The following is a 26,256-nucleotide window of genomic DNA, read 5'->3' on the forward strand; positions in this document are numbered from 1 at the left end:
GTTACGTCTATTAGTGAGCGTGTCTAATGATTGATCTATTTCGATTTGATAGCCGCTACCAACGCAATGAAGCGCTGCGCGTTACTTTTGCCATCAGCGTTTGCATGGTGTTAGGCAAAGTGCTCGCTCTCGGCTCACCGGTCTATTTAGCGCTCTACCCGACCATCATTATGACCAAGAGCAAAGACTACTCTTGGCCAGGATTAGCTCGCACATTCGCGCCGACGTTGTGTGCGGCAGCGACCGCGTTGGGTGTTAGTGAAGCTTTTCACTCTCATCCCTTCATCATTTGGACATTGAGCTTATTCTTCTTTGACTGGATGCGCCGTCGGGCCACCAATCCAGCCAAAAAGGGCGCAATGTTAATGCCGACGTTTAACTGGATACTGATCATCGTCTTTGATCAACACAGCAATGCTGACATGGCGGTACGCATTCATGAAATCTTCATCGCGATGGTGATCACTGCCTGTGTGTGCAAGTTGGCTGTGACGTGCTTTCCAACCCAAGATCCCCAACAAAAAATGCCGGCTCGAGTAGCGTTACCCGATATTGCGGTGACCGCGCAACAAAGAGCGCTTTCTCTGGCCTTAATCGGCACCGGTGTTGGCTTCCTCATGCTAGTGGATATGCTTTCAGCAACGTTTTGTATGGTACCGGTCATCGCCGCATCGCTTCAAACAGAGCGTCTTAGCTTTCAACGTGTCGTCGAGCGTCGCTTCATCACTCAAGTGGGGGGCTGTGCTATTGCGGCAATATTTAGCTTATTGTTAGTCGGTCATCAATCCATACTGAGTGCGTATGTGCTACTTCTGACCGGACTCGTATGGCTACTTGCCAGTTTGATGGTGAAAGGCGACGCCAGCGGACGCGAGCTACACGCAGATGCACTGTTGGCCACCATGTTACCAATTCAACTCTATATGACTAGCCAAGATATCGGGTTAGAACGTACGTTTTTACGAGGATGGGAACTAGCCGTCACAATAGGCATACTTTACGTACTGTACAAAATCACGACGCCCTCTCCCAAAAAACACCAGGAGAAATGCAACGTTAGTTGTTAGTTATAATGGGGAAATCAAAAATATTGGATAAGCGGTAAGGTTTGCTGCTTGTTTATAACAAAAAGGCTTCGCAGAGCGAAGCCTTTTACGTACCAATTCAACGTGAAAATTAAACTTCAGCGTTGTGGTAAACCTGTTGAACGTCATCACAGTCTTCTAGAAGATCTAGGAACTTCTGGAATTTCTCTTGGTCATCTGCCGAGATTTCTGTGTACGTTTGAGGTACGAACGTGATTTCTTCAACGTCTAGCGTTAGCTCTGGGTATTCAGCCGCTAGTGCAGTTTTCACTTTGAAGAACTCAGTGTTAGGTGCGTAAACCGTGATCACGCCATCTTCTAGTTCGATATCAGCAACATCACAATCCGCCATCATTAGGGCTTCAAGTACTGCTTCTTCGTCTTCACCTTTAAACTGGAATACAGCTTGGTGATCGAACATGTGAGATACCGTACCAGCAACACCAATTTTAGCGCCAGTTTTCACGAAGCATTGGCGAACATCTTGGAAAGTACGGTTGCCGTTGTCTGTTAAACAGTCAACGATCACACTAGCACCACCAGGAGTGAAGCCTTCGTAACGTGCTGGTTGGTAATCTTCACCACCGCCGCCACTTGCTTTATCAAGTGCTTTCTCGATCACGTGCGCAGGAACTTGGTCCTTTTTCGCTTTTGTGATCAGGTGACGCAATGACAAGTTCATATCAGGATCTGAACCGCCATTTTTAGCGCTCATGTAAATTTCTTTACCGTACTTGGAATAAACTTTAATTTTTGCGCCTGCAGTTTTCGCCATAGAGGCTTTGCGCACTTCAAAACTTCTTCCCATTGGGATGTTCTCTCTAATTTCAATTTAACGCGAGGGATTCTAGCAAAAAATGAGGGGTTTTCAATTTAGCCTCATTTGCTTTGGGTCACGCAATGCCCATCATTCGTTTGTATTTCTCAACACTTTGCATAAACCAAGTGCGTTCTGCTTCATCAACCAGTTGGTTAGCCTGTTGCACTATTTCTTCAGGGCCTGATTTCGCCTCTCGAAGCTTCCACACTAAAAATGAGGCTTGCTTATCTAGCTCGACCTTATTTTTTTCATCTGCGGGTAACAGCGACAAATTCACCGACATAGTAAGATCTCGAACAAAAAAAAATACAAAGCGGAAATATAGCACACTAGAGCGTAATGTTGAGAGAAGAAAACAGTGGTCAGATCAAAAACAACAAAGGGTGGCTTATAGAATAGCCACCCTGTTTACAAGTATATACAACAAACTTATTAATGAAGTAAGCCCAATTCCTTGGCTTCTTCAATGGTTAAGCCACTTTCACGAATCTCACGCAACATTTCAATACGGCGACGCGCTTGAGCAGTTTTAACAACTGATACAGGCTTTAGCGATTCAACTTCTTCCGTGAAGTCCCACTTATTTGCAATACTTGTCATTTCATCATGGTCGATAGAATTAATGGACATAGGAAACCTCCGAACAAACCATGCTAGGGACACTCTAATCTTTAGCAAACTGCAGCCCTGCTTGTTAAGTAGATTCCTTCGGGAATGTGATATTGCTAATAGTTCAAAACAGAGAATTTAAAATCGCCTTTTTTTACTTTGCACCCAAAGAAAATGCGCAGTACATTTAAAGGATTCCCCCGAAATAATGCCCCTTGTTCTAGATCATACCATGAACAAATAACCACCATATCTTCTGCTGTTCCCAGGTTGCACGCCCTCTCTATCAACGCCTATTTTACGACCGACTTCACTATTTTATACCGCGCTTCTTTTTTCACTCGAATTAAGGGTTAATGATAATCATTATCTTTATCATATGAGTATCGTTATGAGTGAACAAGCATTGCAGCATGCATTCCATGCTGACCCCATCATCAGGATTCGCAACTTATGCGTCGACTACATCACCGACACTGGCGATTTTAAGGCCGTCAAGTCGGTTAATTTTGATATTGGCAAAGGTGAGATTTTTGGTCTTGCCGGCGAGTCCGGTTGCGGTAAAAGCACTATCGCCTTCGCCATAAACCGCTTACATAAGCCGCCTGCGTTTATCTCAGCAGGACAAATTCACTTTGAAGGGCGTGATCTGCTGAAACTTTCAGATAAAGAGATCGGCGCTATTCGCTGGAGTGAAATAGCCATGGTTTTCCAAAGTGCAATGAACTCCCTCAATCCAGTCTTACCAATCAAAGAACAGTTTGCTGACGTACTTCGCCATCACCGCGGTATGAACGAAGAGCAAGCGACCAAACGCGCCGAACAGTTGCTCGACTTAGTTAATATTCCTCGCGAGCGATTAAGCGAATACCCACATCAATTCAGCGGCGGGATGCGCCAACGTTTAGTGATTGCCATTGCTTTGTCCCTTAATCCGAAGCTGATCGTCATGGATGAACCCACCACAGCCTTGGATGTTGTCGTGCAACGCGAAATTTTGCAGCAAATCTACCAACTGCGTGAAGAATTTGGTTTCTCGGTATTGTTTATTACCCATGATTTAGCCTTGATGAGTCAATTGTGTAACCGTATTGCGATCATGCGCCATGGTGAAATCGTCGAAGTGAACAGCTCGAAACAGATCCGCAGTAATCCCCAGCATCCATATACGCAGAAATTGTGGGCCTCTTTCCCCAACATTCACGAAGGAAAACATTCAGCCGAAGGAGCAATGGCATGAGCGAACCAATCATTCAACTTAACAACGTCGTAAAAGAGTTCACGATTGGCGGTGGGTTATCCTCTGTTGAACGTTTTAGAGCATTGCAAGGGGTAAGCTTCGATATTCACAAAGGGCGTACACTGGCGCTGGTGGGCGAATCGGGTTGTGGAAAGAGTACGTGCGCGCGCTTGATGACCAAGGTCTACCCGGCGACAAGCGGCGAGATACTCTATCGTGGCAAAAATATTAATGATATTCGCAGCCGCAAAGAACTACTCGATTACCGCAGTAAGGTACAAATGGTCTTCCAAGATCCGTTTGGCTCACTCAATCCAACTCATACCATTGAGCATCACTTAACTCGTCCGCTCAAAATCCATAAACAGGTAAAGAGCAATAATGAAATCCCGGCACGATTGCACGAACTACTCGAATTAGTGGAATTGGCGCCGGATACCTTAGGCAAATATCCACATGAGCTGAGTGGCGGCCAACGCCAACGTGTCAATCTAGCACGCGCTTTAGCGGTAGGTTCAGAAGTGATATTAGCTGATGAACCAACGTCCATGCTTGATGTTTCGATCCGCTTAGGCGTACTTAACCTGATGCAACGTATGAAAAAAGATCTTGGTATTGGATTTCTATACATTACTCACGATCTTGCGACCGCCCACTACATCGCAGAAGAGACTGCGGTAATGTACAAAGGGCAAATTGTAGAATGGGGCGACACTCAAGCGATCCTCACCAACCCTCAACACCCTTACACCAAGCTGTTGATCTCGGCAGTGCCTGATCCCGATCTTCCATTTGGCCATTTGGTCGAAACTGAACCACACTATTCTATGGAGGCCGATCAAATTCGCGCAACCAGTGCTATCGTCACTCAAGGCGTTAATCAGATCGGACCAAATCATTTTGTAAAACAGTTGGTTGAAGCTGCATGACGAGATTAGATACGTGGGTAAACGAGATCAGCGATTGGTACAAAAACCGAAAGCATGATCAAGAGAAACATCTTCAAACATTGATCCTAAATGTACCCGGATCTGTTTGGGGGCCTGAAGTAACCGATCTGCAAAGTAAAGCGATCGCTTGCTGGCTCGACGGCTGCTTACGTATCTTTCATGCTTATCGTTATCAAGATCCAAAATTGGCTTATCAATTCCTGCAACTGGCTTATGGCAAACTGCAAGCGACGGTAAGCCAACCTCTCGCGGACATCGAACTTAAAGATTGGTCAATGAAACGCTTACAGCATCTCACCGTGCTTGCTTTGGAGTTCTGTAATCAACAGAACCAGCAGCATTGGCAACTCGAATCTAATCAGATTATTGAGACACATGTTGAGTTTATGGCGGCCCATGCTTGGAATGAGGAACGAAAGCATGATCAAGGATCGCAACGACTACATTGATAATGAGGCAAAATGATCACGTACACCTTGATCATCGTTCCGTTTTTTCCTTCATGCGTCCGATATTTTACTGGTGTCATGGCTATGTTGCTAGTCAGTGTTCCGTATAGATAACAGCACCTTTTTTAGGTTGTATGGTGAGAAATGACGAGCGCTGTTTTAGTCAGTCGGCATCATTGCAACTAGGCCAGTCGAAGTGCGATGAACCCGGCATCGACTATCTCCCCTCCCCCTGAAATTCCACGCAAAAAAAAGCGAGTTCAAAAGAACTCGCCAAACAATTCAGAATGAATCTAACAAATATGAGCCAATCTATTGGGATACTCTCTATCCCAGTTTTCATCAGAAAGGACAAAAGGTTGTCTATTCACGTTCATCATAACGTCAGCCACTATCACTATGTCAATGTTTTGTCAGTGGAATGTGCTGTTCGTGTTTGTTTTTTATACAACTTAAATATTTGCAAATTTTCCGTTGCTATGAAGATCAAATAGCGACTTCATCCAAGGCTCGGAAAACCGTTTCATCAAGGTGACCGTCCATCACTTGCTTACACACTTTACGCCGTACAGCTAAGCCAGCAATAAGGCGCTCAATGGACAAATGTTTGTTCTCACTTTGGCTGTTGTATAACTCAATCATTTTGCTCAAAGTCTCATAAGGGATCTTGTCGTTACCAACACGAAGCCAATCGAGCTTGTCTATGAGCTCCAGACACTCTTCTTTGATTGAGCTATGGGAATGCCCTGTCATCGCAGCTAAAGCGCCTATACTGCGTTCTAGAGCCTCTCCAGAGGTATATTTGGATAAGGTTATGGTAATTTCATCCGCATTTATCTCTACCAGGTGTTTACGTTGCTTAACTCGGCGACCCAAATGACCTTTTGGTGAGCGTTCTTTGCGCTGGATTGGTTCAAATTCCCCATCAATGATCTGCGATAATTCATCGAGCTGTTGTCGAGTCACCATCTCATTGCGTAATGGGTTTGGTAACGTCGGCGCCATGTTACGTTTACCCGCATTGGTGGTGCGAGCTCTTGAATAACGTAAAACCTCTTCCACATCGCATTTAATATCGACGTGATAGTCCTTGATCTTACCTTTTTCGATCATTGCTGAGATCGTTAAGTGATAACCCCATAAGTTCACCACAAAAAGATCGTCCGATCCTTTGCCATCAGACAACCGTTTTAATTCACGGATCAGATCCATCGAAAAACGACGCCATTCAATGTTGCGAGCAAGCTTTTGGTTCAATTCGCTCAATAACATCGCATCGGTATGGCGACGTGACATACGGCTACGGAAATAGCTGTAGAGCTGAAATACCAACGTGTGTTGCTTTAGAATTTCCGGTGGAAACAAGAAGAAATAATCACGCGTTAGCAGCTCTTCATAGAACGATGGTTCCCAAACTAAGATGTATAGGTTTGGTTTTATGCGTATTTCGCCGTCAGAGCCTTCTGTAGGGGCTTCTTCCGACGCAGTAATGGTACGGGCTATAAAACGGAAACGATCGCTCTTAAAGCCTTCTGGCATGTTTTCACTGAGCCATCGACCGGTCAGCTCATGGAGCTGAAAATCGGTAAATTCAATTCGATCGATACTATCGCGGATCGAATCACGTGCTGGGCCACTATCCTTCTTGCCACGCAAAGAGAGAATATCAGTGATGTACAGTGGTGTTTTATTCGGTACGTGTTTGGCGTCTAGTTGATATTGGTGCTGGTGGTGATCATGATATTGCACTGTTAGCGTAAACAGAGCGAACAACGTCATTAGATCGTCGACCGTCATGATGTTTTTTGATGATCTCGTTTCGATCACTGCTCGTGTGCCGGAGATCGATACCATCGATTTTTGGTAATTTTTACGCGTTCTTGGCGGCGCTAACGCTTGATCAATAATACCAGCCCAATTGGTTGGCGAAACAATAAATTGATCCGCTTCGTCTTTCATCGCTGGTGGCGTGTTCAAACCGTATTCATTCAGCAAGCGCTTATTAACTTGAGTTTGTGCCAACGCTTTAGAACGTTTTTTCTTTTCAGATTGTTTTACACTTTCCGTGACTAAACTGGTTGCACCCAGTGCCGATATTAGTTTATTCGGGTTCACAAACTTGTGCAGCATGGTTTTGCCTGCAAGACCTTCTTCAAATCGCACCGGTATTTGATCGAATAAACCAACAGTGACGGCAGCTCTCAAGCGTTGTTGAATGGCAGCACGAGTAATCTGACCATCTGTTGCATCGATCAATTCTGTTGTCGATACCAAACCATCTTTGCTTGAAAAGCCTCGTAATGAGATTAAATTTAAAAGTTCTACGATGCTTTTCGTTACACCTTTGAAGTGTTGATATTGTTCAATCCAGTCAACTGCAATTTCAGAGACTTCAAATAGGTGCCCATCTTTGTGGCTGCGAGGGTTTTTGATCAGTATTTTTTGTTCAGAACTCATTTTTGATCCATGTCACAGAAGCCGTAATATCGCTATAGTTCCGAAAGAATAAAGAAAAAGAGATCATAAAGAAAGAAAAAACTTATTGCTCTTATAAACTGATCTTTATGATTAAACTGATCTTAAATGATTATATGATCTATTGATCTGAAGAGAAAATTGCTCGCAAGGTACTGATAGTAAGGGTTATTTTTTTCTTCGTCTGAAAGCATGATCATGTGTAGCTCGAAACGATGATCATTGTTTTACAGAAAGCATGATCAAAATTAATGGAAACGATGATCATCTTCACTACGAACCAATGATCAAACAAACACTTGAAGCATGATCAACGTTAACACACACGTTATCCACAGGCGTTTTGTATCACAAGCTGATCAGCAGCAAGTTATTATAAGCGTGATAAGGCAGTTTTCCGTAACGATGATCAAGGTTGCACGATCTTTTTCTTTCTTTGCTTAATTTATCATCAGTTTATAAATCGAAATGCACGCTTGGTAAATTTATCCACACGCTTAAATTCCCGTTATATTGGCCGAAAGCATGATCAAGTAATCTTGGTTGATGCGCTTAGTGGCTTGAAGCGACTGTCGTTCGCGCTATATTCGGCCTAATTTGGCGCTAAGCCTGAGTTCACCTACATTCCTCCGTAATTTGGCCGTGATTTTACATGCTTCCGAAAGCTTAGTTACCTTGATCATTGATCCAATTTTGGATCTTACTTTGCTGCGATCAAAATTATTCATCTTTCCTATCTAATTCGCTTGATCATGCTTCCTATGCGCGTGAAATTGTACGAAAGCATGATCATGATAGCTTCCTTGATCATGCTTTCGAAAAATTGTTAGCTGATGTTCTTTAGACGGTTTCCTCGTGGACGCTGTTCCCTGTCGTATTTTTTATTGAGCCAAATTTACATCAATAAATTGGCGTCTACGTTGAGTTTACATTGGCCGTAATTTACCTAGAGAAACTAATCGTTCCGAGAAATGAGCCTCATTTTCATAAAAAATTCATTTTTACATTGTAAATAAGTGACGTGGTAACACTTTTATTCTTTCTCTCTTTCGTCGCCAATGCTGAATAGAAAATTGAACAAATTTTGAGTGGTTTTCTCAGTATTTCACTTAAATGATATATTGTTCTCATTTTAATGTGATGGCTATCTATAAGTGAATGTTCACCTTTTTATTGTTAAACGAATATAGTGCTGTACAATATAGTCAGTTACTAATAACGGAATTTGGCAATGAAAAGAGAACAGACAATAGAGAATCTCATTCAGCTTGCGGAGAAAACTGCACAAGTTCAAGCAGACCGTATTGAGATTGTATTAGAAGAGCGTAGTGACGACCATTTTCCACCGATGTCAAAAGCATTGATGGAGACTCGCTCAGGTTTGACTCGCCGTAAACTAGACGATGCAATTAGTAAGCTTGAGGCTGAAGGCCACCAATTTACTAAAAATAATGCAAACCATTATTCAATATCGTTGCAAGAAGCACACATGCTTATGGATGCGGCTGGTGCACCTAAGTTTTATGAACGCAAAAAAAATGTTGAAAATAAGCCTTGGATTATCAACGTACAGAACCAAAAAGGTGGTACGGGTAAATCAATGACGGCAGTTCATCTTGCTGCATGTATGGCGCTAAACTTAGAGAAACGTTACCGTATCTGTTTGATCGACCTTGACCCTCAGGGCTCACTACGTTTATTCCTAAATCCTCAAATCAGCCTGACTGATCATGACAATATCTATTCAGCCGTTGATATCATGTTAGAAAACGTTCCGGAAGGGGTGGAGATTACTAACGAGTTTTTACATCGCAATGTGTTACTACCGACTCAATACCCGAACTTAAAAACAGTATCAGCATTCCCTGAAGATGCGATGTTTAACGCTGAAGCATGGCAAAATCTGTCACAGAATCAGTCATTAGATATCGTAAAACTGTTGAAAGAGAAGTTGATTGATAAGATTGCTGACGATTTTGATGTGATCATGATTGATACTGGTCCACACGTTGACCCGTTGGTTTGGAATGCGATGTACGCATCGAATGCGTTACTTATTCCATGTGCAGCCAAGCGTTTAGACTGGGCTTCTACCGTTAACTTCTTCCAGCATCTGCCAACAGTATACGAGATGTTCCCAGAAGATTGGGCCGGATTAGAGTTTGTTCGTCTGATGCCAACTATGTTTGAAGACGATAATAAGAAGCAGGTTTCGGTGCTGACAGAGATGAATTATCTGTTAGGCGATCAAGTGATGATGGCGACGATTCCGCGTAGCCGTGCATTTGAAACTTGTGCTGATACTTACAGCACTGTATTTGATTTAACGACCAGCGATTTCGAAGGGGGGAAAAAGACCCTCGCGACTGCTCAAGATGCAGTACAAAAGAGCGCATTAGAACTAGAACGAGTACTTCATAGTTACTGGTCATCACTAAACCAAGGGTAATTAACTCATGGCAATTAAAACTTCAGATTTAAACGCAAGACTGTTTGGTAAGACCAACAAACGTCGTGCGACTACGCCGCAAGAGGCACAACAAGCTGCTAAAGCGCAAGCTCAAATCATCGAACTCGCGGTCGCTGGTGAAGATATGGTTGAGTTTGAGCTGCTTCGAATTGAAGCGGATCAAGTTGAGGCACAAACGGTCGTTTTTGCTGAAAATGCCCGTGAACAGTCGTTTTTGAATGAACACGCCTTATCGGACGTATTAGTCACGTTACGTGAACGTGGCCAACAATACCCGGCTGTCGGCCGTATGCGGGAAGATGGCAAGATTGAAGTGCTTGACGGTAGCCGCCGTCGCATGTCATGTATTTTGGCTGGTAAAGCGTTTCTTATTTATGTTGCTCAAAACATCAATTCAGAACACGCAAAATTCCTATCTGACGTCGCAAATGCTCATAAGCCGCTTTCTCTGTTTGAGAAAGGTAAAGAGATGCAAGCGAAGCTAGATAGTGGTGAAGCGGAAGATCAAAAAGCGTTAGCGAGAATCTTTCAATGCAGTGAAGCTCTGGTGAGTGGCGCGTTGAAAGCCGCGGATTTGCCGCTTGAACTTCTTCAAGCTTACCCAAATGTTGCGGATTTAGGCCGTCCGACGATCGTTAAGTTACATAAGCAATTCACGCAATTGAGCCATGCAGACAAAGGCATGTTGTTGAAGAAGTGCCACGATGAAAATAGTTTCGCGTGGCAGCGTAGCGAAGCTCAAGGTGTTGCGCGCATCACAAAAGATGTCTCTGAGATGATTGAATCTTGGGTTGAAGAATTGATGCCAACGAAACGTCCGGTGAGCAATAAAGTTGACCTGGTTAAAGGTCGTGTTAGTTACAGCCGTAAAGGTAGTAACTTAGCGCTTAATTTGAAAAAAGTGGACGATGAAACGCTAAAAGAAATCCTTAGTTTCATTGAAGACAAGTTCAAATAACATCGCTCTGTCTGATTTCCTTATTTTATTAAAGCCGCTTTAGCGGCTTTTTTTATGTCTATAGTTCAGCTTTTTATCGTGGGTAAATCGAGTTAATCGATCGGTAATAGCGAGGGTAGGGCATTAGCAAGTATACTAATCGAAATTCTCTTTCGACAGTCACGCAACATGAACGCTATCGAGCAATATCTCCAATCGTTGTCATCATTGGCGGTGCAACACAACCATCGTTTCGGCTTTACTCTTCGCGGGGATGCGGATTGGCAACAAGCCGTATGCCAAAAGGCGATCGCTTTGTCGCCGGAGCATAGTTTCCAATTAGGCGGTAATGACGTCCTAGGCGCTTCGCGTTACTTAGCTTATAACAAAGGTCAGCAATTTCTCGGTCAGGAATGTTCGTTATTGCTCGTTGACCTTCGCCAGGGGTTTGATGCGAACAGTTTGACTTCAGCTCTGGGTACGTTGCGCGGAGGTGGATGTGCTGGTTTTATTGTCAACAGTGAGGCAAGCGATGAGCGCAGTTTGGCGTGGTTGTTAAGAGCGTGCGATGAGCTGTTGTGTATTGAGCAAGATAAGCCATTGCCTGCTGTACCCAGTTATGCACTCGACACTGAATCCAAGCTTGGTGATTGGTCAATTGAGATGGGAGATCCTTCAACTGACTCCGCTCAATTGTCGCAACAAACTCAAGCGATAGAGAGAATTGCTAAAGTGGTGACCGGCCATCGTCGTCGTCCTCTTGTTCTTACTGCCGATCGCGGACGAGGTAAAACAAGTGCACTTGGCATAGCTGCAGCTCAACTTATGTTGGGAAAAAAAATTAAAATATTGGTCACCTCACCCAGCATCAATAATATTGCGCCGTTATTTGAACACGCTCAACGTTTATTACCAGATTCGTTTCGCACCAAAGTGACTCTGTTGTGGCAACAATCATCAATTGAATATATTGCACCAGACGAATTGCTGCGTAATAAACCCAGTTGTGATTTGTTGATGGTTGATGAAGCGTCAGCTATTCCTTTGCCAATGTTGTTCTCCATCGTCGAGCACTATCATCGAGCCGTGTTTTCTACCACCATTCACGGTTATGAAGGGTGTGGGCGAGGCTTTACGTTAAAGTTTCAAGCCTGGCTTCGTGAGCATCGACCTGGCACTTCTTTTTATCATATGGATACGCCAATCCGATGGGCGTCGCAAGACCCATTAGAGCAATGGCAGTATGAGACATTTCTGCTAGATGCCGAGTTGGCTGATGTTGAAGTGATCAGCCAAGATAAAACACCGCTGCGTTTCTATAGCCAAGATGAACTGTTTGCCTCTCCTGCGCTATTACGCCAATGTTTTGCATTGTTGGTTAACGCTCATTACCAAACAACCCCAAACGACTTGATGCTATTACTCAGCGATCCGGCAATGAAGCTTTGGGCTCGATTTGAAGGGCGTGTTTGTATGGGGTGTATTATTGGCGTTGAAGAGGGGAGTTTGTCTGCGCAATTAATTGAGTCGGTTCGACAAGGAAAACGTCGTCCGAAAGGGCATTTAGTGGCAACCACATTGGCCAACCACCTTGGACTTGATTTAGCCGCGCAGCAAAGTAGTTTGCGAATTATGCGTATTGCTGTCCATCCTTCGTGGCAAAGTAAAGGGATAGGGTCGGCGATGCTATCGCAATTGGAAGCGATTACGGATTACGCTTTCTATTCCACCAGCTACGGGGTCACGCCTTCACTGTTTAATTTCTGGTTATCGAATCAGTATCTACCGGCAAAATTGGGCAGCCAAAGAGATCAGGCAAGTGGCTGTCATTCGTTGGTGATGGTCAAAGGTCAGCAGCCATGGGTTGCTCAAGCGGTGGAACTCTTCCATTCGAGTTTGGCTTATCAACTAAAAGACATTTTCCATGAACTTGAAGTTTCATTGGTTTCTCATTTAGCTGCAAGCGAATGTTTGTCTTTGGCGGGCTCACGAGAACAAAGCAACGCAAAGTTGGACCAATTTGATTTGAAATTGAGTTTGATTAAGTGCTACATCGAGGGGGGGTCTAATTATGAAAATGTGGCTGGGTTGATAGAACAATTATTCTTTTCAGCCAACGTTAGAGCCGAGTTACCGCTATTGATTAGAAAAGTGATTCAGCAATGGAGTTGGCAACGATGCGCAGACGAATTCAATCTTACGGGCCGTAAGCAATTAGAGCAGGCGCTACGAATTGAGCTACAGCGGTTGGTGAAGGTTTTATCCATTTGATTCCCGTCTTTACAGTGTAAATCGGCTACTCGATTTACACTGTAAAATGCCCTTTGGTTTACAGTGTAAATTTAGTGAATGGTTTACACTGTAAATTCATCTTTTATCGATAACAATATCAGTTACTTTTTGCCGATTAGATTTCATTGTCTGACACGTGCGCTGTGTTATTGTATTCGTCATTTCCAGTCATTATTCCTCTCTAAAAACAACTAAGCCAATTGGGTGATTTAGCTCACGCTTGTTGGCTAATCAGCGAATCCTTTCTACACTCAACAATAAGCAATCAGTTTAGTGTTGGCTAGGCGAAAAAGAATGAGCGACGTGTTGCACCAGATCGATGATGTTGCCGTATGCTCTCCAAGACATTCTTTACGATGACTATAAAAAACTATCAACCCATCGGTATGATAACAATCGTGAAGGACTTGGCTCGCCATTCTCCGATTTGCAGTTCAATACTCTCAGTCTCTAATTAAAATTACAGAGAGTAACTAATCACGACCATGTTCATTTCTATTGATGTGAGTATGGAATCGGAAGCCAGCGACTCGCAACACGTTAGGTCGTAAGGAGAAGGGACTTATGTCGGTAGAGGCAGAGGTTAATTCAAAATCAAAGCACATCACCATTTTTGTTGAAGGTACCTTTGGTTTCCACGTTATTCAAGAATTCAAGCGCTGTTATTCCGACAAGCGTGACTATCGCTTTACTGTTGATTTACGCAAAGTCGATTACATCGATAGCGCGGGCTTGGGTATTCTAATCAACATGCATAACTACCTTGAACAAAGTGATGGTGATATTCAAATTACCAACACCTTACCTCAAGTCAGAAAGATTCTGGCGATCTCACGTTTTGACCGAAAATTCAGGATTTCGTGAGGAGGGTACGATGCGAATAATGATCGTTGATGACCATGCAACCAATAGAGAACTGTGTCGGTTGATGCTGAGTCATATCACTTCCCGTATTGATACGTTTGAAAGTGGCGTTGGTGTCGTTGATGCAATGCGTTCTATGACGCTATTGCCTGATGTTATTTTATTAGATGTGATGATGCCGGAGAAAGACGGCTTCACAGCCGCGCAAGAAATTCGAGAGGCGTTTCCAAATCATCACATTGCCATCATCTTTTTGACTGTACTGGATGATCACGATTCATTTGAGCGCTGCTTAGCACTCGGTGATGATTTCGTTTTGAAGCCGGTGGAGAGAAGTGTATTACTAGCAAAAGTTCAAGCGCACTTTCGCATTGTGAGAATGCATAACGAAGTGATTACGCAGCGCGATGAACTGAGTCAGTTTCATGAACAAGTTCGCTATGATTACGCGATGGCTGAATCAATCTTCTCCAATCTAAAAGAAGAGATGAGCTCTCAGGTCAAACACATTTTTGGTATCGATTATATTTCTACACCATCAACCATTTTTAACGGTGACCTCATCGTGGTCGCTAATCGCCCTCATGGTGGTGTATATGTCATGATAGCGGATGCCACAGGTCATGGATTGCCAGCCGCTATCTCTGCCATTCCTGCAACCCGTGCTTTTTTTTCAATGGCGTTAAAAGGTCTCTCTCTCGGTGAAATAGTGACAGAGATGAATGAGGTCTTAGGGCGTTTTCTTCCAAGTGGCATGATGTTAGCAGCAAGTATTTTTGAGGTACGGGCGAATGGCTTTGAAGTGTCGTGGTGGGGAGGTGGTTTACCCGACGGCTATATCCTCGATGAAGATGGAAAGATTTTGCGTCGCTTGGTTTCAAAACATATGCCGCTAGGTGTGTTATCGACGAATGAATTTGAAACTAATCTTGTTCATCTCAAACTCGAACCGAATCAAAAGATCGTTGCCTATACCGATGGCGTGACTGAAGCGAGCAATGAAAAAGGCGATTTGTTTGGTCAAGACCGTCTTGAGTCTGCGCTGCAAAGAGGCGACAGTGCCATCCCTAAACTTTATGAATCTGTCCGTCAGTTTTCTCATCGCATTACTGATGATGATTTATCGATCCTATCAATGACCTTTCCAATCTCGACGAATCGGGGAACTGAGAACGTGATTCGACCGCACTCCATCAGTCATGCATCTACCCAATCTACCTTACGCTTTTCCGCCGAGGTGATTAAGAGCGTCAGTTTGATGAATGATGTTAGACGTTACTTAATGGGGTTGATCAGCGATGGCTCTCATCTTGATCTTGTTTGCTCGGTACTGTCAGAGTTATTGTCCAATGCTATTGATCATGGCTTGCTAAAAATGGATTCAAGTATCAAAGAGCAACCGGACGGATTCTTTCTGTTTTATCAGCTGCGAGAGGATAAGTTGGCCGAGTTAGAGCCCGACGCGTGGATTAGACTAGATATTGATTTAGATCCTGAGAAGAGCCAATTACTGATGATGATCGAGCACAACGGTGAAGGATTTGAATATCAGGCAGTCGATACTTTGAGTGAGAACACCCTTACATACGGGCGAGGGATTGTGCTGGCATCTGAACTTTGTGAGTCACTCGAATATTCAAAGCAGGGACGAAAAGTAACGGCGCTATATCAATTTAGCTCACCACACAGTTTTCCTCGTAGCCACTAATGCTATTGGTGAGGAAATGAGGTACCAATTTACACTGTAAAATGAGATTGCAGATGACGAGACAAGATTTGTCTCGTCATCAATTTTTGTTACCGCATCAATTTTTGATTCTAGTGTGCATAGCTGCACATCTAGTTATAAATACCAATGCTGTAAGCAGACTAGATTCGATCAGTAAACGTTCGGCTAATCACGTCTTGTTGCTGTTCACGAGTCAGTGAGTTGAATCGAACCGCATAGCCAGAAACACGAATAGTCAGTTGAGGGTATTTATCAGGGTTCTCAACCGCATCCAGTAACATCTCGCGATTTAACACATTGACGTTTAGGTGTTGCCCGCCTTCAATGTTATTGATTCCCTCGTTGGCTTCATGATGGAAGTAACCATCCATCAGTGCTGCCAGGTTTACTTTTTGACTCAACTCATTTTTGCCCAGTGCGTTTGGTACGATAGAGAAGGTATAAGAGATACCATCTTTGGCGTAAGCAAAAGGCAATTTAGCCACCGAAGCAAGAGAAGCTACCGCGCCTTTTTCATCTCGTCCATGCATCGGGTTAGCGCCTGGACCGAATGGCATGCCTGCACGGCGTCCATCAGGGGTATTCCCCGTCTTTTTGCCGTACACCACATTTGATGTGATGGTCAAAATAGATTGGGTAGGTTCTGCCTCTCGGTAGGTGTGTTTTTGTTGAATCTTTTTCATAAAGCGTTCAACCAGATCGCAGGCGATATCATCCACGCGAGAATCATTATTACCAAATTTTGGATAGTCACCTTCGATGTCAAAATCGATTGCGATGCCTTGTTCATTACGAATTGTCGTGACTTTGGCGTATTTGATTGCAGCTAGTGAATCGGCGACAACCGATAATCCAGCAATGCCACAAGCCATAGTACGGTGAACGTCGCGGTCCATTAATGCCATCAACGATGCTTCATAGCTGTAGCGGTCATGTGAGTAATGGATAATATTCAATGCTGTCACATACTGAGTGGCCAACCAATCTAACATCTCATCAAAGCGAGGCATGATGCGTTCATAATCCAATACTTCATCGTCGATGAGTGAAACTTGTGGGCCGACTTGGGTATTGGATTTTTCGTCGATACCGCCATTGATTGTATAAAGTAGTGCTTTGGCAAGGTTTGCACGAGCACCGAAAAACTGCATGTGTTTGCCAACGACTTGAGGGCTAACACAACAGGCGATGGCGTAATCATCATTATCGAAGTCCGGGCGCATTAAGTCATCATTTTCGTACTGTACCGAAGAGGTATCGATAGAGACTTTCGCAGCATATTGTTTGAAAGCTTGCGGCAATTGCTCAGACCATAGAATGGTCATATTCGGCTCGGGTGCTGGCCCCATCGTATGCAGGGTATGCAAGTAACGGAATGTGGTTTTGCTTACTAGAGTTCGGCCATCGACCCCCATACCGGCCATTGCTTCTGTGGCCCAGATTGGGTCGCCGGAAAACAGTGAATCGTATTCTGGTGTCCGTAAAAAACGAACCATACGTAGTTTCATGATGAAGTGATCAATCAACTCTTGCGCTTTTTTCTCATCGATTAGGCCTAGTTCGATATCGCGTTCAATATAAATATCAAGGAAGGTCGATGTGCGACCGAGAGACATCGCTGCGCCATTTTGAGACTTAACGGCAGCTAGGTAGCCAAAGTAGGTGAATTGAATCGCTTGTTGCGCTGTACGCGCAGGTGACGACATATCAATCCCGTACTTTAAACCCATCTGACGAATGTCTTCTAATGCACGAATTTGGTCAGTAATTTCTTCACGCAGGCGCAGGGTCTTTTCAAGATCGTGCCCGTTTTCTAGTTGTGCTTGAGTTGAATCCAGTTGCGATTTTTTATCGGCCTTAAGGAAGTTGATGCCATAAAGTGCAAGGCGGCGATAGTCGCCAATGATACGGCCACGGCCATACGCATCGGGTAGGCCTGTAATGATGCCAGATTTACGACAAGCTTTAATCTCTTTGGTATAAAGATCGAATGCCGCTTGGTTGTGGGTTTTGCGATATTCAGTAAATGTCTTTTCGATGGTGGGATCAAGCTCGCGGCCATAGACTTCGCATGATGTTTTCACCATGCGAATGCCGCCATTGGCGATAATGCCGCGTTTTAACGGTTTGTCAGTTTGGAGGCCTACGATGGTTTCGAGGCTTTGATCAATGTAACCAGCGCCATGAGAGATGATGGTTGAAACGACGTCGGTATCGAAGTCAACAGGAGCGTGAGTGCGGCTTTCTAGTTTAATGCCTTCTAGTACTTGCTCCCATAATTGCAGTGTTGAATCACTTGCTTCGGCAAGAAACGATTCGTCACCTTCATAAGGGGTATAGTTTTTCTGAATGAAATCACGCGTATTAACATCGGTCTGCCAATCACCGGCTGTAAAACCGTGCCAAGCTTCTATCATATCTGTCGTTGGGATAGTCATATGACCTCCTAAAGTATTGACAATTATTGAGTATCGATTAGTTGATCGAACTGTTGTTCGTTTAAAATCATCATAGGCGGCTAAAGTTGTGAGTAAAGTGCATTGTTTTTATAAATTACATGCATATAGTGCATATATCTATTAATCAATAATTTATTAATGAAATTAGCGAGCGTTAAGGCAAATAAAATCGATATCATTTTCGAGGGGTGGTTCATTTGGTGTTGAAATAAATAATGAACCACTGCATTATGAGCTAATACACTAAATGAGCCTGTCGTTCTTACCCATTATGGAGAGGTTATGGCCAGTTATATCTACACGCGTTTCTCACCCAAAAATCGTGCATATCAAGATCAACTTGAGCAATTAACCCTGTTTGCACCAAATGCTGTGCATATTGAGGACAGAGTTCATGGTTTCGTTGCTCCCCTTGAAAGGGCCGAGTTCAGTGCTTTAGCGACCCGTCTTAATTCTGGCGACACACTGATTATTTGGTGGTTAACGGTTTTTGGTCGTGATTTTAGTCAAGCGTCAAGCACGGTGACTCAGCTTCTTGAGCAAGGGGTAACAATCAAACTGCTTTGCGAGCCACTCTGTTTTGAACCCAATTCGGAACAAAGTCGAACCTTACTCTCGCTGCTTTCAGGTTATGACAAGGTACAAACTCAGCATCGATTGTTTGCTGCCGAACAAGGAAGACAGGCGATCAAGGACAAGCCAGAGTTATGGCAGCAGAAATTTCGCGGTCGCCCCGCGGATAAAGAGAAGCATAAGTGCATTGCAATGCAACTGTTACAGGGTCACTCAATTAGGCGTGTTGCGGCGATTTGTGGTGTGAGTGAATCAACGGTCAAACGAGTCAAAGCCAAATTACACCAATTTGATGCTGAAGGGAGTTTGACAAGCCGTGGTAATAATCCATGGACGGATGGTGATAGCAAATGAGTAAACCTTTTGCGTTTAAATCTATTTTATTAGCGTGTTTGATCATTAGCATTGGCCAGCTCAGTATGGGGTTGGTTTTTCCGTCATTGCCGTGGATTGCAAAAGACTTTTCCGTTTCCCTCGAACAAGCCCAATTACTGGTCAGTATCTATTTGTTGGGGTTTGGACCTTCACAATTTCTTTATGGTCCAATTTCAGATGCGCTTGGGCGGAAGAAGGTGCTGCTGACCGGTTTGCTTATCGCAATGTTGGGTCTACTGATGATCATTTTCTTTAGCCAAACCTTTACCGGTATGGTCGCTGGACGTTTTCTACAAGGATTAGGCACGGGTTGCTGTGCGGTGCTGGCAAGGGCGTCAACTCGTGATCGATTTAATGGGCCGGATCTCCCTATCGCCATGTCTTATATTGCGATGGCGGCGTCGATCACACCTTTATTTGCTCCGGTCATCGGCGGTTTTATTAACTTCCATTTTGGTTGGAGCATGGTGTTCATTTCTTTGCTTGGCTATGTTGCCATCGCTTGGATTATTATTGCGATTCGCTTTAAGGAGACAGTAACAGAACGCTCAAAAGTCCCTTCACCAAAGAAAATGCTACTGCAATATCGTGACTTGCTCCGATCGCGCTATTTCGTCAGTTTTGCCAGTATCAGTTGGCTTAATTTTAGCTTGATGATCACCACGGTGTCAGTGATGCCATTTATCATGCAAAACCAAATAGGTATGACGTCTGATGAATATGCAATGTGGGCGATCATTCCAGCGCTTGGCATGCTAGCAGGTACGAGTATTTGCAATCGTGTACGCCCATTGATTGGCAGTAAAAAGATGCTGTTGTGCACACCAGTGCTGCATCTAAGTGCGGCAATTTGGCTATTTGTGTGCCCATTAGAGCCGCTCTACTTAATGCTGGGTCAGTTACTGATGATTTTGGGTAATGGTATTGCCTTACCGTGTGCCCAAGCGATGGTGATGCAACCTTTTAAACGTCATGCGGGGGCCGCTGCAGCGATGTCTGGAGGTGGGCAGATGGTGGTCTCTTCCGTTGTGAGTATGTTGCTGGTTCAAGTCGGTTTGAGCCAAGCGTGGCATTTGTCGTTGGTGATTATTCTGTTTGCTGTCATTACCTTGGCTAACATCATCCGTGGGTTCAATAGCCCGGAGCCAAAAATGAGTTAGATTTTTCAGTCTAACGGCTATCACACATTGTCTGAGATGCGCCTGATCATGCACTCGTTCGAGAAATCGTTCGAGTGCATTTTTTTTATCTATCGAGTGCCTTGTTTATCGATTCAAAGTGGTCAGCAGTACAAAAAATGGCCCAAACTGCAATGCAGCCAACGAATTGTGATTTTTGTTGGCGATAAAATCATCAACCTATCTTATATTTTTCAAAGATGGCGGAGGGCCCATCAATGAATCTCAGATTCCACCACATAGGATGTAAGGAATGCAATTAGGGAACGAAGCGCTAGTTTTAGCAGCAGTTGGGGTTGTAGGCTTAGGCTGTCAGTGGCTTGCATGGCGGTTACGTTTACCGGCCATTTTATTTTTGCTGTTGGCGGGCATTGTGGTAGGCCCTATTTTTGGTCTGTTTGATCCAGATGCGGTATTGGGCAACTTGCTCTTTCCACTCATCTCTTTAGCGGTTGCGGTGATCTTATTTGAAGGTAGCTTGACGCTTAATTTTAAACAAATCAAAGCGGTTAGCGGTTCGGTTTGGAGTATTGTTTCGATTGGTGCGTTAGTCTCTTGGCTGTTAACTAGTGCCGCGACCCACTATCTGCTTGGTTTTGATTGGCAATTGGCCATTCTGTTTGCCAGTCTTACGGTAGTGACGGGACCTACAGTGATTGTGCCCCTGCTAAGAACGGTGCGTCCTAATGCCAAATTGGCCAATATTTTACGTTGGGAAGGCATTCTTATTGATCCCATCGGCGCGTTGTTTGTGGTGATGGTGTATGAATTCATTGTTTCTCATAGCGCGATTAACAGTGTGGAAGTTTTTGTCACCCTAATTGCCGTTGGGGTGGGGTTTGGTATTGCATCTGGTGCCGCGGTTGCCACTGCCCTGCGCAGAGTGTGGCTTCCAGAGTATTTGCAACCCTTTGCGGTGCTAATGGTGGTATTGGGCGTGTTTGCGATTTCTAATCATATCGAATCGGAAGCGGGTCTCTTGACGGTTACGGTAATGGGCATGTGGTTGGCGAATGCAAAAGGCATCAACTTACAGCAGATCCTACACTTCAAAGAACATCTGACGATCCTATTAATCACCGGTTTGTTTATCTTCCTCGCGGCTCGGATTCAATTAGATGATTTTGCCGCGCTAGGCGGCGCTTCAGTGCTGTTGTTTGTCTTCATGCAATTGGTATCTCGCCCTGTGTCTATTTTCCTCTCTACAGCGCGTAGCGGACTCTCCCTGCGAGATAAACTTTTTCTTTCATGGGTGGCGCCACGCGGTATCGTTGCTGCTTCAATTTCGTCTTTATTCGCTATAAAACTGCTCGAATACGGGGTAAGTGAAGCTGTGTTGTTAGTGCCGTTAACCTTTATGGTCATTATCGGTACCGTCGTACTACAAAGCGCGACGGCACGACCAATGGCATTGGCGTTAGGCGTTGCGGAGGCGCAACCTCGCGGCTTTTTGTTGATTGGGGCGAATAGAGTCGCTCAAGAAATTGGCCAAGCGCTTGCACGCTATGATCGACGTGTACTGCTTACCGATTCAAATTGGGACTATATCAGTCAGGTCCGGATGCTAGGGTTAGATAGTTACTACGGTAATCCGATTTCGAGTCATGCAGAGGATAATCTTAATTTGATTGGTATTGGTCAAGTGGTCGCACTGACCTCTGATCAACATTTTAATACCATGGCTTGTATGCAGTTTGTCGCCGATTTTGGTGAAGATAAAGTGCACTGTTTACAGAAAACGATCCGCAATGAAAAGTCCACCAACGATAAGCACAAGGTTTCAGCTCAATATCATGGGAAAGTATTAATGGGCGGGCATGTGAGTTATAGCCAACTCGCCAGTTTATTGAGTCAAGGAGCTGAAGTTCGTCATACTAAGTTGAGTGAGAGCTTTGGTTATGCTGACTATCTCGAATTTCATAAACATAATTTTGTTCAACCGCTCTTTTACGTTGCTGAGAATGATCAGATCCATTTTTGCGATGATCCTGAACACTTCTTGCCAGCGAGTGGGAGTACGGTTATCGCTTTGATCCGCGAAAGTGAAACGATCAGAGATCAAGAACAGCGCGATCCAACATGTTCTTTGTGAGTCTTTAGCGTGGATCTTCCGTTTTAGCGGATGGAAAGTAAGTGACTTTTCTCTGATGTTACTGATGATCCTATAAATATGGCGGTGATTTCGTATAGTCTCACCGCCATACCTCAATCAGTCTATTTCCCCTTTTACCTGTCGAGTTGTGAGTGATTTTTCATAAAATCGAGCAAAGTGCACACACTCTTTGCTTTGAATTTGCGCGCTTGTTGTATCTGTCGCCACAATTAGCGATGAGGTATTGGGTTGCTGTTGGTTAATAGAGCACCGTTCTGGCCTCTAATCGTTGTTGGTTAAGCGTTCGAGCATAGAATACCAACAGGCGAAAAAGATCATTTCAATTTGATCTTGTGGAGTGTCTTTGCTGAATTGCGGCGGTAGATCTTTTCTTTGCGGTACGAACTCCGCACGACAAATTGAGGATTACCTAAAAGGGCCGCTTTTCTCGGCTTGAATCATTTTCTTCACTCCGTTTTAAGCTCATGGGTACGAAGCGGATTCCATTGAACTCAGCTTCTGTAGCTGTGACCTCAAAACCTTGGGATTGATAGAAATCCACCGTGTTTACGGAAGAGCGCAGTGTGATGGTCTTAGCCGATGTTGAATTAAGGAGTTGCGCGAGTAATTATTGAGCAGTGGCAGTACATAACTGTTAGAGACAGTTGTAATCAGTTGTTTTACTGTGAAGAGATCCTTTCTTGTGACTCGATGAAATTCTATTTCATTGGTACTCATCTTAGTTGGCTGTTATTGCATATGCTGCTTTTAACCTAAATGAAAGCACGCTATTAAGGCAAGCCTAGTAGGCAATCGGGTGATTATCTTGTCCTGTTGCCAGCCTATCTTCTGCCAAAATGTTTGTTGTTAGAGAGTACCCTAGACAACCGGTTTACAGTGTAAACACGAAGCGAAGTGATCGGACTCAATGTGTGCTTTTGGGTATTAATATTCTCGCCACCGAACAAATGACGACTTTATTGATATTAACGTGTTTGTCTCTTCATATAAACGCATCTTACCTGTTGATATAAAAGGAATGAAAGAACATTATTGTGTGGTATTTGATGATGTAAAACACCATTGAAAGGAAGGGATATGAACTTAGATAAAGCCAAAAAGCGCATTGCTAAACAAGTAAATAAAGGCTTCAAAGGTTATCCGCAAATTACGTTGGCTTATTACGGCCAAAATGAGGAGTGCGCGACGGAAGTTGAGATCCAATTTATCCAAGCTGAAGGTGATGCACCACAAGAACAGCGTTTTTGTAGTGAAACGGACGTCAGAGAAAGTGAGTTAATTCAGACCACCTTATTAAAAATCATTGAAAGAGCCAACGTAAACTCGGTTATTGAAGTGGCAGGCGTCGCTATTCGTTAACTGGCGAGTGATATTCGCTTATTTAAAAAGAACAAAACCTGCTATGAAGTTTAAATTTATGCTGTGCGCATTGCTATTGCCCCTTAGTCTTCACGCGGCGGAAAATCGTTGTGGCTGGGTGCTAAATCCAACCCCACATAATGTCTGGTTACACGACCGTGATGGCACTTGGACAATCTCTATGATGGGTGATTACCTAGAAGAAACCCCGTCGCTATATCGGTTTTCTGAAGCCTTTGCAGATGAAAGCCAAGTGGTGAGAAATAATGGTGTTTATGGTTATGCTTGCGCTTGTATGAAGGTGGATGTTGATAAAGAGCGTGAACGTATCACCAAGATCTACCAAGTGAACCAGTTAAGTCTAAAACGTTGTCAAGATGACCGTGCCATCGCGGATTATGTCTTGGATTAAGCGGGTTATGTTATGGACTGACAGATCGCGATGTAATCGTGCTGATAAATAAGGATCGAGTACCGTAATGAAGAAGATAGCGATTGCGTTCGCGCTTTTTTTTAGTGCATTTTCGTATGCTGATGTATTAGAAACCAAAAACTACACCATCTCTATCGAGATCAACTGTGATCAAGGGGAGATGCTGTGTAACGATGTCTCTTACCTTGGTGTTTCAAAAAAATCGCAAAATCAGATCCAACTGAAAGGGAAAACCGTGCATACCATCTGTGCCGATGGCGTAACACCTTGTACCTTCTTAGGTTATCTATTCCAAAATGGCGCGGTGGAATATTTTGTGAGTGTTCATGGTGACTTGAGAGTCACTAATGCTAATGGTGATACGCTGTTACAAGAGTCCGGTGAGTGGCAATATTAAATGCGAAGCTTGCTGATAACGATGGGCAAAATCTTTTAGGGAATGCAATTGAAAAAAGTGGTGATGTGCCTTTCAGTGGCGCTGTTTAGTATATCGGCATTCTGTGCTGAACCTTCTTCTGATGAGATGGAAGATCCATGTACAGTTGCGGGCGGTGGGGCGATGGCTGGGTATTTATGCGTAGAGCAAAAAATGCAAGTGGCCGATAAAGCGTTGAATACCAGTTACCAACAAGCAATTAAAAGAATTACGGCGGAAGAAGAATGGGCCAACGCAGAGTTAATTGAACCATTTCGAGCAGCCCAAAGAGCGTGGTTAAAATTTCGTGATGCAGAGTGCGAATTTTTCGGTCTTTCTACTGGTGCCGCAGGTGGTTGGAGTGCGGTGCAAATTGAAGAGTGCAAACTGGCAATGACCGAAGAGCGCACGGAATACTTCAATAGTGTATTTCATCTCTAATTGCTATCGCTGTTATTTATCCTTTCTGCGATAAGGGAAATATATATGAAAATTAGTCACTTGGATCATCTGGTTATCACCGTAAGTGATATTCCAACCACGCTTAATTTCTATCAAAAAGTATTGGGCATGACTGTGGTGGAGTTTGGCGGTGGGCGCTTTGCCGTGGCTTTTGGTCAGCAAAAGATTAACTTGCACCAACACGGGCAAGAATTTGAACCGAAGGCTGAGTCTGTGCAAGTGGGCAGCAGCGATTTGTGTTTTATTACCCAAACCAGCTTGATGGATGTGGTTACTCATATTGAACAGCAAGGTGTGGCGATTATCGAAGGGCCAATAGAGCGTACTGGTGCGATGGGCAAGATAGTATCGATTTATATTCGCGATCCGGACGGTAATCTGATTGAGCTCGCTAATTATTTACACCACGGTAAGGACTCGCTTGATGCCAATAATGAGCCGTCGAAATGATCAATTTAAAGTAGTGAATTCATGAATACAGTAATAAAAGTGTGCATGCCACTTGGTTTTGCGTTGCTGCCTTTAACGGCGGTGGCGGAAAGTTTATGTCCGACAACCGAACAAGCGGTCTTTTCGTGTGAGATTGGCACTAAGGCAGTGGCTGCGTGTGTGGCTGAAGATGGCAAGGTGAGTTACCGCTATGGCACGCAAACCAAGCTTGAGTTACAACTCGATGAGCCAGTGTTAAGCACTGGTGGTTGCTCTGGTGGTGGAACATCTCGGCTTCGTTTTGCTAACGGTGATTACAGCTATATCGTTTATGACGTGATGTGTAACGCAGAAAAAATTGGTCCTGCTCAATGGAGTAAAACCGATTATGCCGGTTTGATGGTATTGAAAGGCAATAAGTTACTCGCCAATAAAGAGTGCACTGACTATTCCGCCGGAATCCTTGGGGTTAATACCAGCAAATTACGCCATGTGAAGAAAGAAGAATACAATTATGATTTGCTCTAGCCCTTGGGTGAT

General features: G+C 44.0%; 23 protein-coding genes and 1 pseudogene. 18 read left to right on the forward strand and 6 right to left on the reverse strand.

The window, feature by feature from the left end:
• Positions 1–26 precede the first annotated feature (26 nt).
• Positions 27–1,067: a DUF2955 domain-containing protein gene (locus RH85_RS04930; protein ID WP_006711101.1), complete on the forward strand. Its 1,041-nt coding sequence runs from the start codon at positions 27–29 to the stop codon at positions 1,065–1,067.
• A gap of 109 nt (positions 1,068–1,176) precedes the next feature.
• Here the strand turns inward: RH85_RS04930 and RH85_RS04935 are convergent, their stop codons facing one another.
• The 3 genes from RH85_RS04935 to RH85_RS04945 form a co-directional block, all read right to left on the reverse strand.
• Complete coding sequence (locus tag RH85_RS04935) at positions 1,177–1,893, reverse strand: YebC/PmpR family DNA-binding transcriptional regulator (protein ID WP_006711102.1); 717 nt, start codon at positions 1,891–1,893, stop codon at positions 1,177–1,179.
• Positions 1,894–1,978: 85 nt separating this feature from the next.
• Positions 1,979–2,188: a DUF3283 family protein gene (locus tag RH85_RS04940; protein ID WP_006711103.1), complete on the reverse strand. Its 210-nt coding sequence runs from the start codon at positions 2,186–2,188 to the stop codon at positions 1,979–1,981.
• Between the two features lie 149 nt (positions 2,189–2,337).
• Complete coding sequence (locus tag RH85_RS04945; RefSeq protein WP_006711104.1) at positions 2,338–2,535, reverse strand: hypothetical protein; 198 nt, start codon at positions 2,533–2,535, stop codon at positions 2,338–2,340.
• Between the two features lie 370 nt (positions 2,536–2,905).
• Here RH85_RS04945 and RH85_RS04950 point away from each other — a divergent pair, with 370 nt between their 5' ends.
• The 3 genes from RH85_RS04950 to RH85_RS04960 are packed head-to-tail and all read left to right on the forward strand — an operon-like array spanning position 2,906 to position 5,153.
• Complete coding sequence (locus RH85_RS04950) at positions 2,906–3,754, forward strand: ABC transporter ATP-binding protein (RefSeq protein ID WP_006711105.1); 849 nt, start codon at positions 2,906–2,908, stop codon at positions 3,752–3,754.
• A complete protein-coding gene (locus tag RH85_RS04955; RefSeq protein ID WP_006711106.1) occupies positions 3,751–4,683 on the forward strand; it encodes an ATP-binding cassette domain-containing protein in 933 nt (310 codons plus the stop codon). The genes RH85_RS04950 and RH85_RS04955 overlap by 4 nt, the downstream gene beginning before the upstream one ends.
• Positions 4,680–5,153: a hypothetical protein gene (locus tag RH85_RS04960; RefSeq protein WP_006711107.1), complete on the forward strand. Its 474-nt coding sequence runs from the start codon at positions 4,680–4,682 to the stop codon at positions 5,151–5,153. Before RH85_RS04955 ends, RH85_RS04960 begins: the two co-directional genes overlap by 4 nt.
• Positions 5,154–5,639: 486 nt before the next feature.
• On the opposite strand, the gene RH85_RS04965 is transcribed toward RH85_RS04960, so the two are convergent.
• Positions 5,640–7,610, reverse strand: a complete 1,971-nt coding sequence (locus RH85_RS04965) for a replication initiator protein RctB domain-containing protein (protein ID WP_006711108.1) — start codon at positions 7,608–7,610, stop codon at positions 5,640–5,642.
• A gap of 1,249 nt (positions 7,611–8,859) precedes the next feature.
• On the opposite strand from RH85_RS04965, the gene RH85_RS04970 reads away from it, so the two are divergent.
• The 5 genes from RH85_RS04970 to RH85_RS04990 all read left to right on the forward strand — a co-directional run bounded on the left by RH85_RS04970 (position 8,860) and on the right by RH85_RS04990 (position 15,899).
• Entirely contained in the window at positions 8,860–10,077 is a 1,218-nt protein-coding gene (locus tag RH85_RS04970; protein WP_006711109.1) for a ParA family protein, read from the forward strand.
• 7 nt (positions 10,078–10,084) lie between these two features.
• Entirely contained in the window at positions 10,085–11,056 is a 972-nt protein-coding gene (locus RH85_RS04975) for a ParB/RepB/Spo0J family partition protein (RefSeq protein ID WP_006711110.1), read from the forward strand.
• A gap of 168 nt (positions 11,057–11,224) precedes the next feature.
• On the forward strand, positions 11,225–13,306 hold the full coding sequence (locus RH85_RS04980; RefSeq protein ID WP_006711111.1) for a tRNA(Met) cytidine acetyltransferase TmcA: 2,082 nt from the start codon (positions 11,225–11,227) through the stop codon (positions 13,304–13,306).
• A gap of 585 nt (positions 13,307–13,891) precedes the next feature.
• Positions 13,892–14,191, forward strand: coding sequence for an STAS domain-containing protein (locus tag RH85_RS04985; RefSeq protein WP_006711112.1), 300 nt, complete (start codon positions 13,892–13,894; stop codon positions 14,189–14,191).
• Between the two features lie 10 nt (positions 14,192–14,201).
• On the forward strand, positions 14,202–15,899 hold the full coding sequence (locus tag RH85_RS04990; protein WP_039948625.1) for a SpoIIE family protein phosphatase: 1,698 nt from the start codon (positions 14,202–14,204) through the stop codon (positions 15,897–15,899).
• Between the two features lie 161 nt (positions 15,900–16,060).
• On the opposite strand, the gene pflB is transcribed toward RH85_RS04990, so the two are convergent.
• Entirely contained in the window at positions 16,061–18,358 is a 2,298-nt protein-coding gene (gene pflB, locus RH85_RS04995; RefSeq protein WP_006711114.1) for a formate C-acetyltransferase, read from the reverse strand.
• Positions 18,359–18,661: 303 nt separating this feature from the next.
• On the opposite strand from pflB, the gene RH85_RS05000 reads away from it, so the two are divergent.
• The 3 genes from RH85_RS05000 (at position 18,662) to RH85_RS05010 (ending at position 22,597) form a co-directional block, all read left to right on the forward strand.
• Positions 18,662–19,306 (forward strand): recombinase family protein, encoded by a 645-nt coding sequence (locus RH85_RS05000; protein WP_006711115.1) that lies wholly within the window; start codon positions 18,662–18,664, stop codon positions 19,304–19,306.
• The gene (locus RH85_RS05005) at positions 19,303–20,487 is read left to right on the forward strand and encodes a multidrug effflux MFS transporter (protein WP_006711116.1); all 1,185 of its coding nucleotides are present in this window, start codon (positions 19,303–19,305) and stop codon (positions 20,485–20,487) included. The genes RH85_RS05000 and RH85_RS05005 overlap by 4 nt, the downstream gene beginning before the upstream one ends.
• Before the next feature lie 271 nt (positions 20,488–20,758).
• Complete coding sequence (locus RH85_RS05010) at positions 20,759–22,597, forward strand: cation:proton antiporter (protein WP_006711117.1); 1,839 nt, start codon at positions 20,759–20,761, stop codon at positions 22,595–22,597.
• A 430-nt stretch (positions 22,598–23,027) separates the two neighbouring features.
• Here the strand turns inward: RH85_RS05010 and RH85_RS22200 are convergent.
• Positions 23,028–23,210: pseudogene (locus RH85_RS22200) on the reverse strand (GNAT family N-acetyltransferase); the annotation flags it as partial.
• Between the two features lie 485 nt (positions 23,211–23,695).
• On the opposite strand from RH85_RS22200, the gene RH85_RS05015 reads away from it, so the two are divergent.
• The 6 genes from RH85_RS05015 (at position 23,696) to RH85_RS05040 (ending at position 26,244) form a co-directional block, all read left to right on the forward strand.
• On the forward strand, positions 23,696–23,977 hold the full coding sequence (locus RH85_RS05015; protein WP_006711118.1) for a hypothetical protein: 282 nt from the start codon (positions 23,696–23,698) through the stop codon (positions 23,975–23,977).
• A 43-nt stretch (positions 23,978–24,020) separates the two neighbouring features.
• The gene (locus RH85_RS05020; protein WP_005600346.1) at positions 24,021–24,389 is read left to right on the forward strand and encodes a DUF4087 domain-containing protein; all 369 of its coding nucleotides are present in this window, start codon (positions 24,021–24,023) and stop codon (positions 24,387–24,389) included.
• Between the two features lie 67 nt (positions 24,390–24,456).
• Entirely contained in the window at positions 24,457–24,807 is a 351-nt protein-coding gene (locus RH85_RS05025; RefSeq protein WP_005600348.1) for a hypothetical protein, read from the forward strand.
• A gap of 42 nt (positions 24,808–24,849) precedes the next feature.
• Positions 24,850–25,266 carry a lysozyme inhibitor LprI family protein gene (locus RH85_RS05030; RefSeq protein WP_006711119.1) on the forward strand — a complete coding sequence of 139 codons (417 nt, stop codon included), beginning with the start codon at positions 24,850–24,852 and terminating at the stop codon, positions 25,264–25,266.
• Between the two features lie 45 nt (positions 25,267–25,311).
• Entirely contained in the window at positions 25,312–25,737 is a 426-nt protein-coding gene (locus RH85_RS05035) for a VOC family protein (RefSeq protein ID WP_006711120.1), read from the forward strand.
• Between the two features lie 21 nt (positions 25,738–25,758).
• Positions 25,759–26,244, forward strand: a complete 486-nt coding sequence (locus RH85_RS05040; protein WP_241210357.1) for a hypothetical protein — start codon at positions 25,759–25,761, stop codon at positions 26,242–26,244.
• The last annotated feature ends 12 nt before the right edge of the window (positions 26,245–26,256 follow it).

The sequence above is a fragment of the Vibrio ichthyoenteri ATCC 700023 genome (genome assembly GCF_000222605.1).
GTDB classification, from domain to species: Bacteria; Pseudomonadota; Gammaproteobacteria; order Enterobacterales; family Vibrionaceae; genus Vibrio; species Vibrio ichthyoenteri.

Bases quoted from the DNA above. Each gene is read 5' to 3' on its own strand.
- RH85_RS04930 (WP_006711101.1), top strand. From the start codon at position 27: ATGATTGATCTATTTCGATTTGATAGCCGCTACCAACGCAATGAAGCG.
- RH85_RS04935 (WP_006711102.1), bottom strand. From the start codon at position 1,893: ATGGGAAGAAGTTTTGAAGTGCGCAAAGCCTCTATGGCGAAAACTGCA.
- RH85_RS04940 (WP_006711103.1), bottom strand. From the start codon at position 2,188: ATGTCGGTGAATTTGTCGCTGTTACCCGCAGATGAAAAAAATAAGGTC.
- RH85_RS04945 (WP_006711104.1), bottom strand. From the start codon at position 2,535: ATGTCCATTAATTCTATCGACCATGATGAAATGACAAGTATTGCAAAT.
- RH85_RS04950 (WP_006711105.1), top strand. From the start codon at position 2,906: ATGAGTGAACAAGCATTGCAGCATGCATTCCATGCTGACCCCATCATC.
- RH85_RS04955 (WP_006711106.1), top strand. From the start codon at position 3,751: ATGAGCGAACCAATCATTCAACTTAACAACGTCGTAAAAGAGTTCACG.
- RH85_RS04960 (WP_006711107.1), top strand. From the start codon at position 4,680: ATGACGAGATTAGATACGTGGGTAAACGAGATCAGCGATTGGTACAAA.
- RH85_RS04965 (WP_006711108.1), bottom strand. From the start codon at position 7,610: ATGAGTTCTGAACAAAAAATACTGATCAAAAACCCTCGCAGCCACAAA.
- RH85_RS04970 (WP_006711109.1), top strand. From the start codon at position 8,860: ATGAAAAGAGAACAGACAATAGAGAATCTCATTCAGCTTGCGGAGAAA.
- RH85_RS04975 (WP_006711110.1), top strand. From the start codon at position 10,085: ATGGCAATTAAAACTTCAGATTTAAACGCAAGACTGTTTGGTAAGACC.
- RH85_RS04980 (WP_006711111.1), top strand. From the start codon at position 11,225: ATGAACGCTATCGAGCAATATCTCCAATCGTTGTCATCATTGGCGGTG.
- RH85_RS04985 (WP_006711112.1), top strand. From the start codon at position 13,892: ATGTCGGTAGAGGCAGAGGTTAATTCAAAATCAAAGCACATCACCATT.
- RH85_RS04990 (WP_039948625.1), top strand. From the start codon at position 14,202: ATGCGAATAATGATCGTTGATGACCATGCAACCAATAGAGAACTGTGT.
- pflB (WP_006711114.1), bottom strand. From the start codon at position 18,358: ATGACTATCCCAACGACAGATATGATAGAAGCTTGGCACGGTTTTACA.
- RH85_RS05000 (WP_006711115.1), top strand. From the start codon at position 18,662: ATGGCCAGTTATATCTACACGCGTTTCTCACCCAAAAATCGTGCATAT.
- RH85_RS05005 (WP_006711116.1), top strand. From the start codon at position 19,303: ATGAGTAAACCTTTTGCGTTTAAATCTATTTTATTAGCGTGTTTGATC.
- RH85_RS05010 (WP_006711117.1), top strand. From the start codon at position 20,759: ATGCAATTAGGGAACGAAGCGCTAGTTTTAGCAGCAGTTGGGGTTGTA.
- RH85_RS05015 (WP_006711118.1), top strand. From the start codon at position 23,696: ATGAACTTAGATAAAGCCAAAAAGCGCATTGCTAAACAAGTAAATAAA.
- RH85_RS05020 (WP_005600346.1), top strand. From the start codon at position 24,021: ATGAAGTTTAAATTTATGCTGTGCGCATTGCTATTGCCCCTTAGTCTT.
- RH85_RS05025 (WP_005600348.1), top strand. From the start codon at position 24,457: ATGAAGAAGATAGCGATTGCGTTCGCGCTTTTTTTTAGTGCATTTTCG.
- RH85_RS05030 (WP_006711119.1), top strand. From the start codon at position 24,850: ATGCAATTGAAAAAAGTGGTGATGTGCCTTTCAGTGGCGCTGTTTAGT.
- RH85_RS05035 (WP_006711120.1), top strand. From the start codon at position 25,312: ATGAAAATTAGTCACTTGGATCATCTGGTTATCACCGTAAGTGATATT.
- RH85_RS05040 (WP_241210357.1), top strand. From the start codon at position 25,759: ATGAATACAGTAATAAAAGTGTGCATGCCACTTGGTTTTGCGTTGCTG.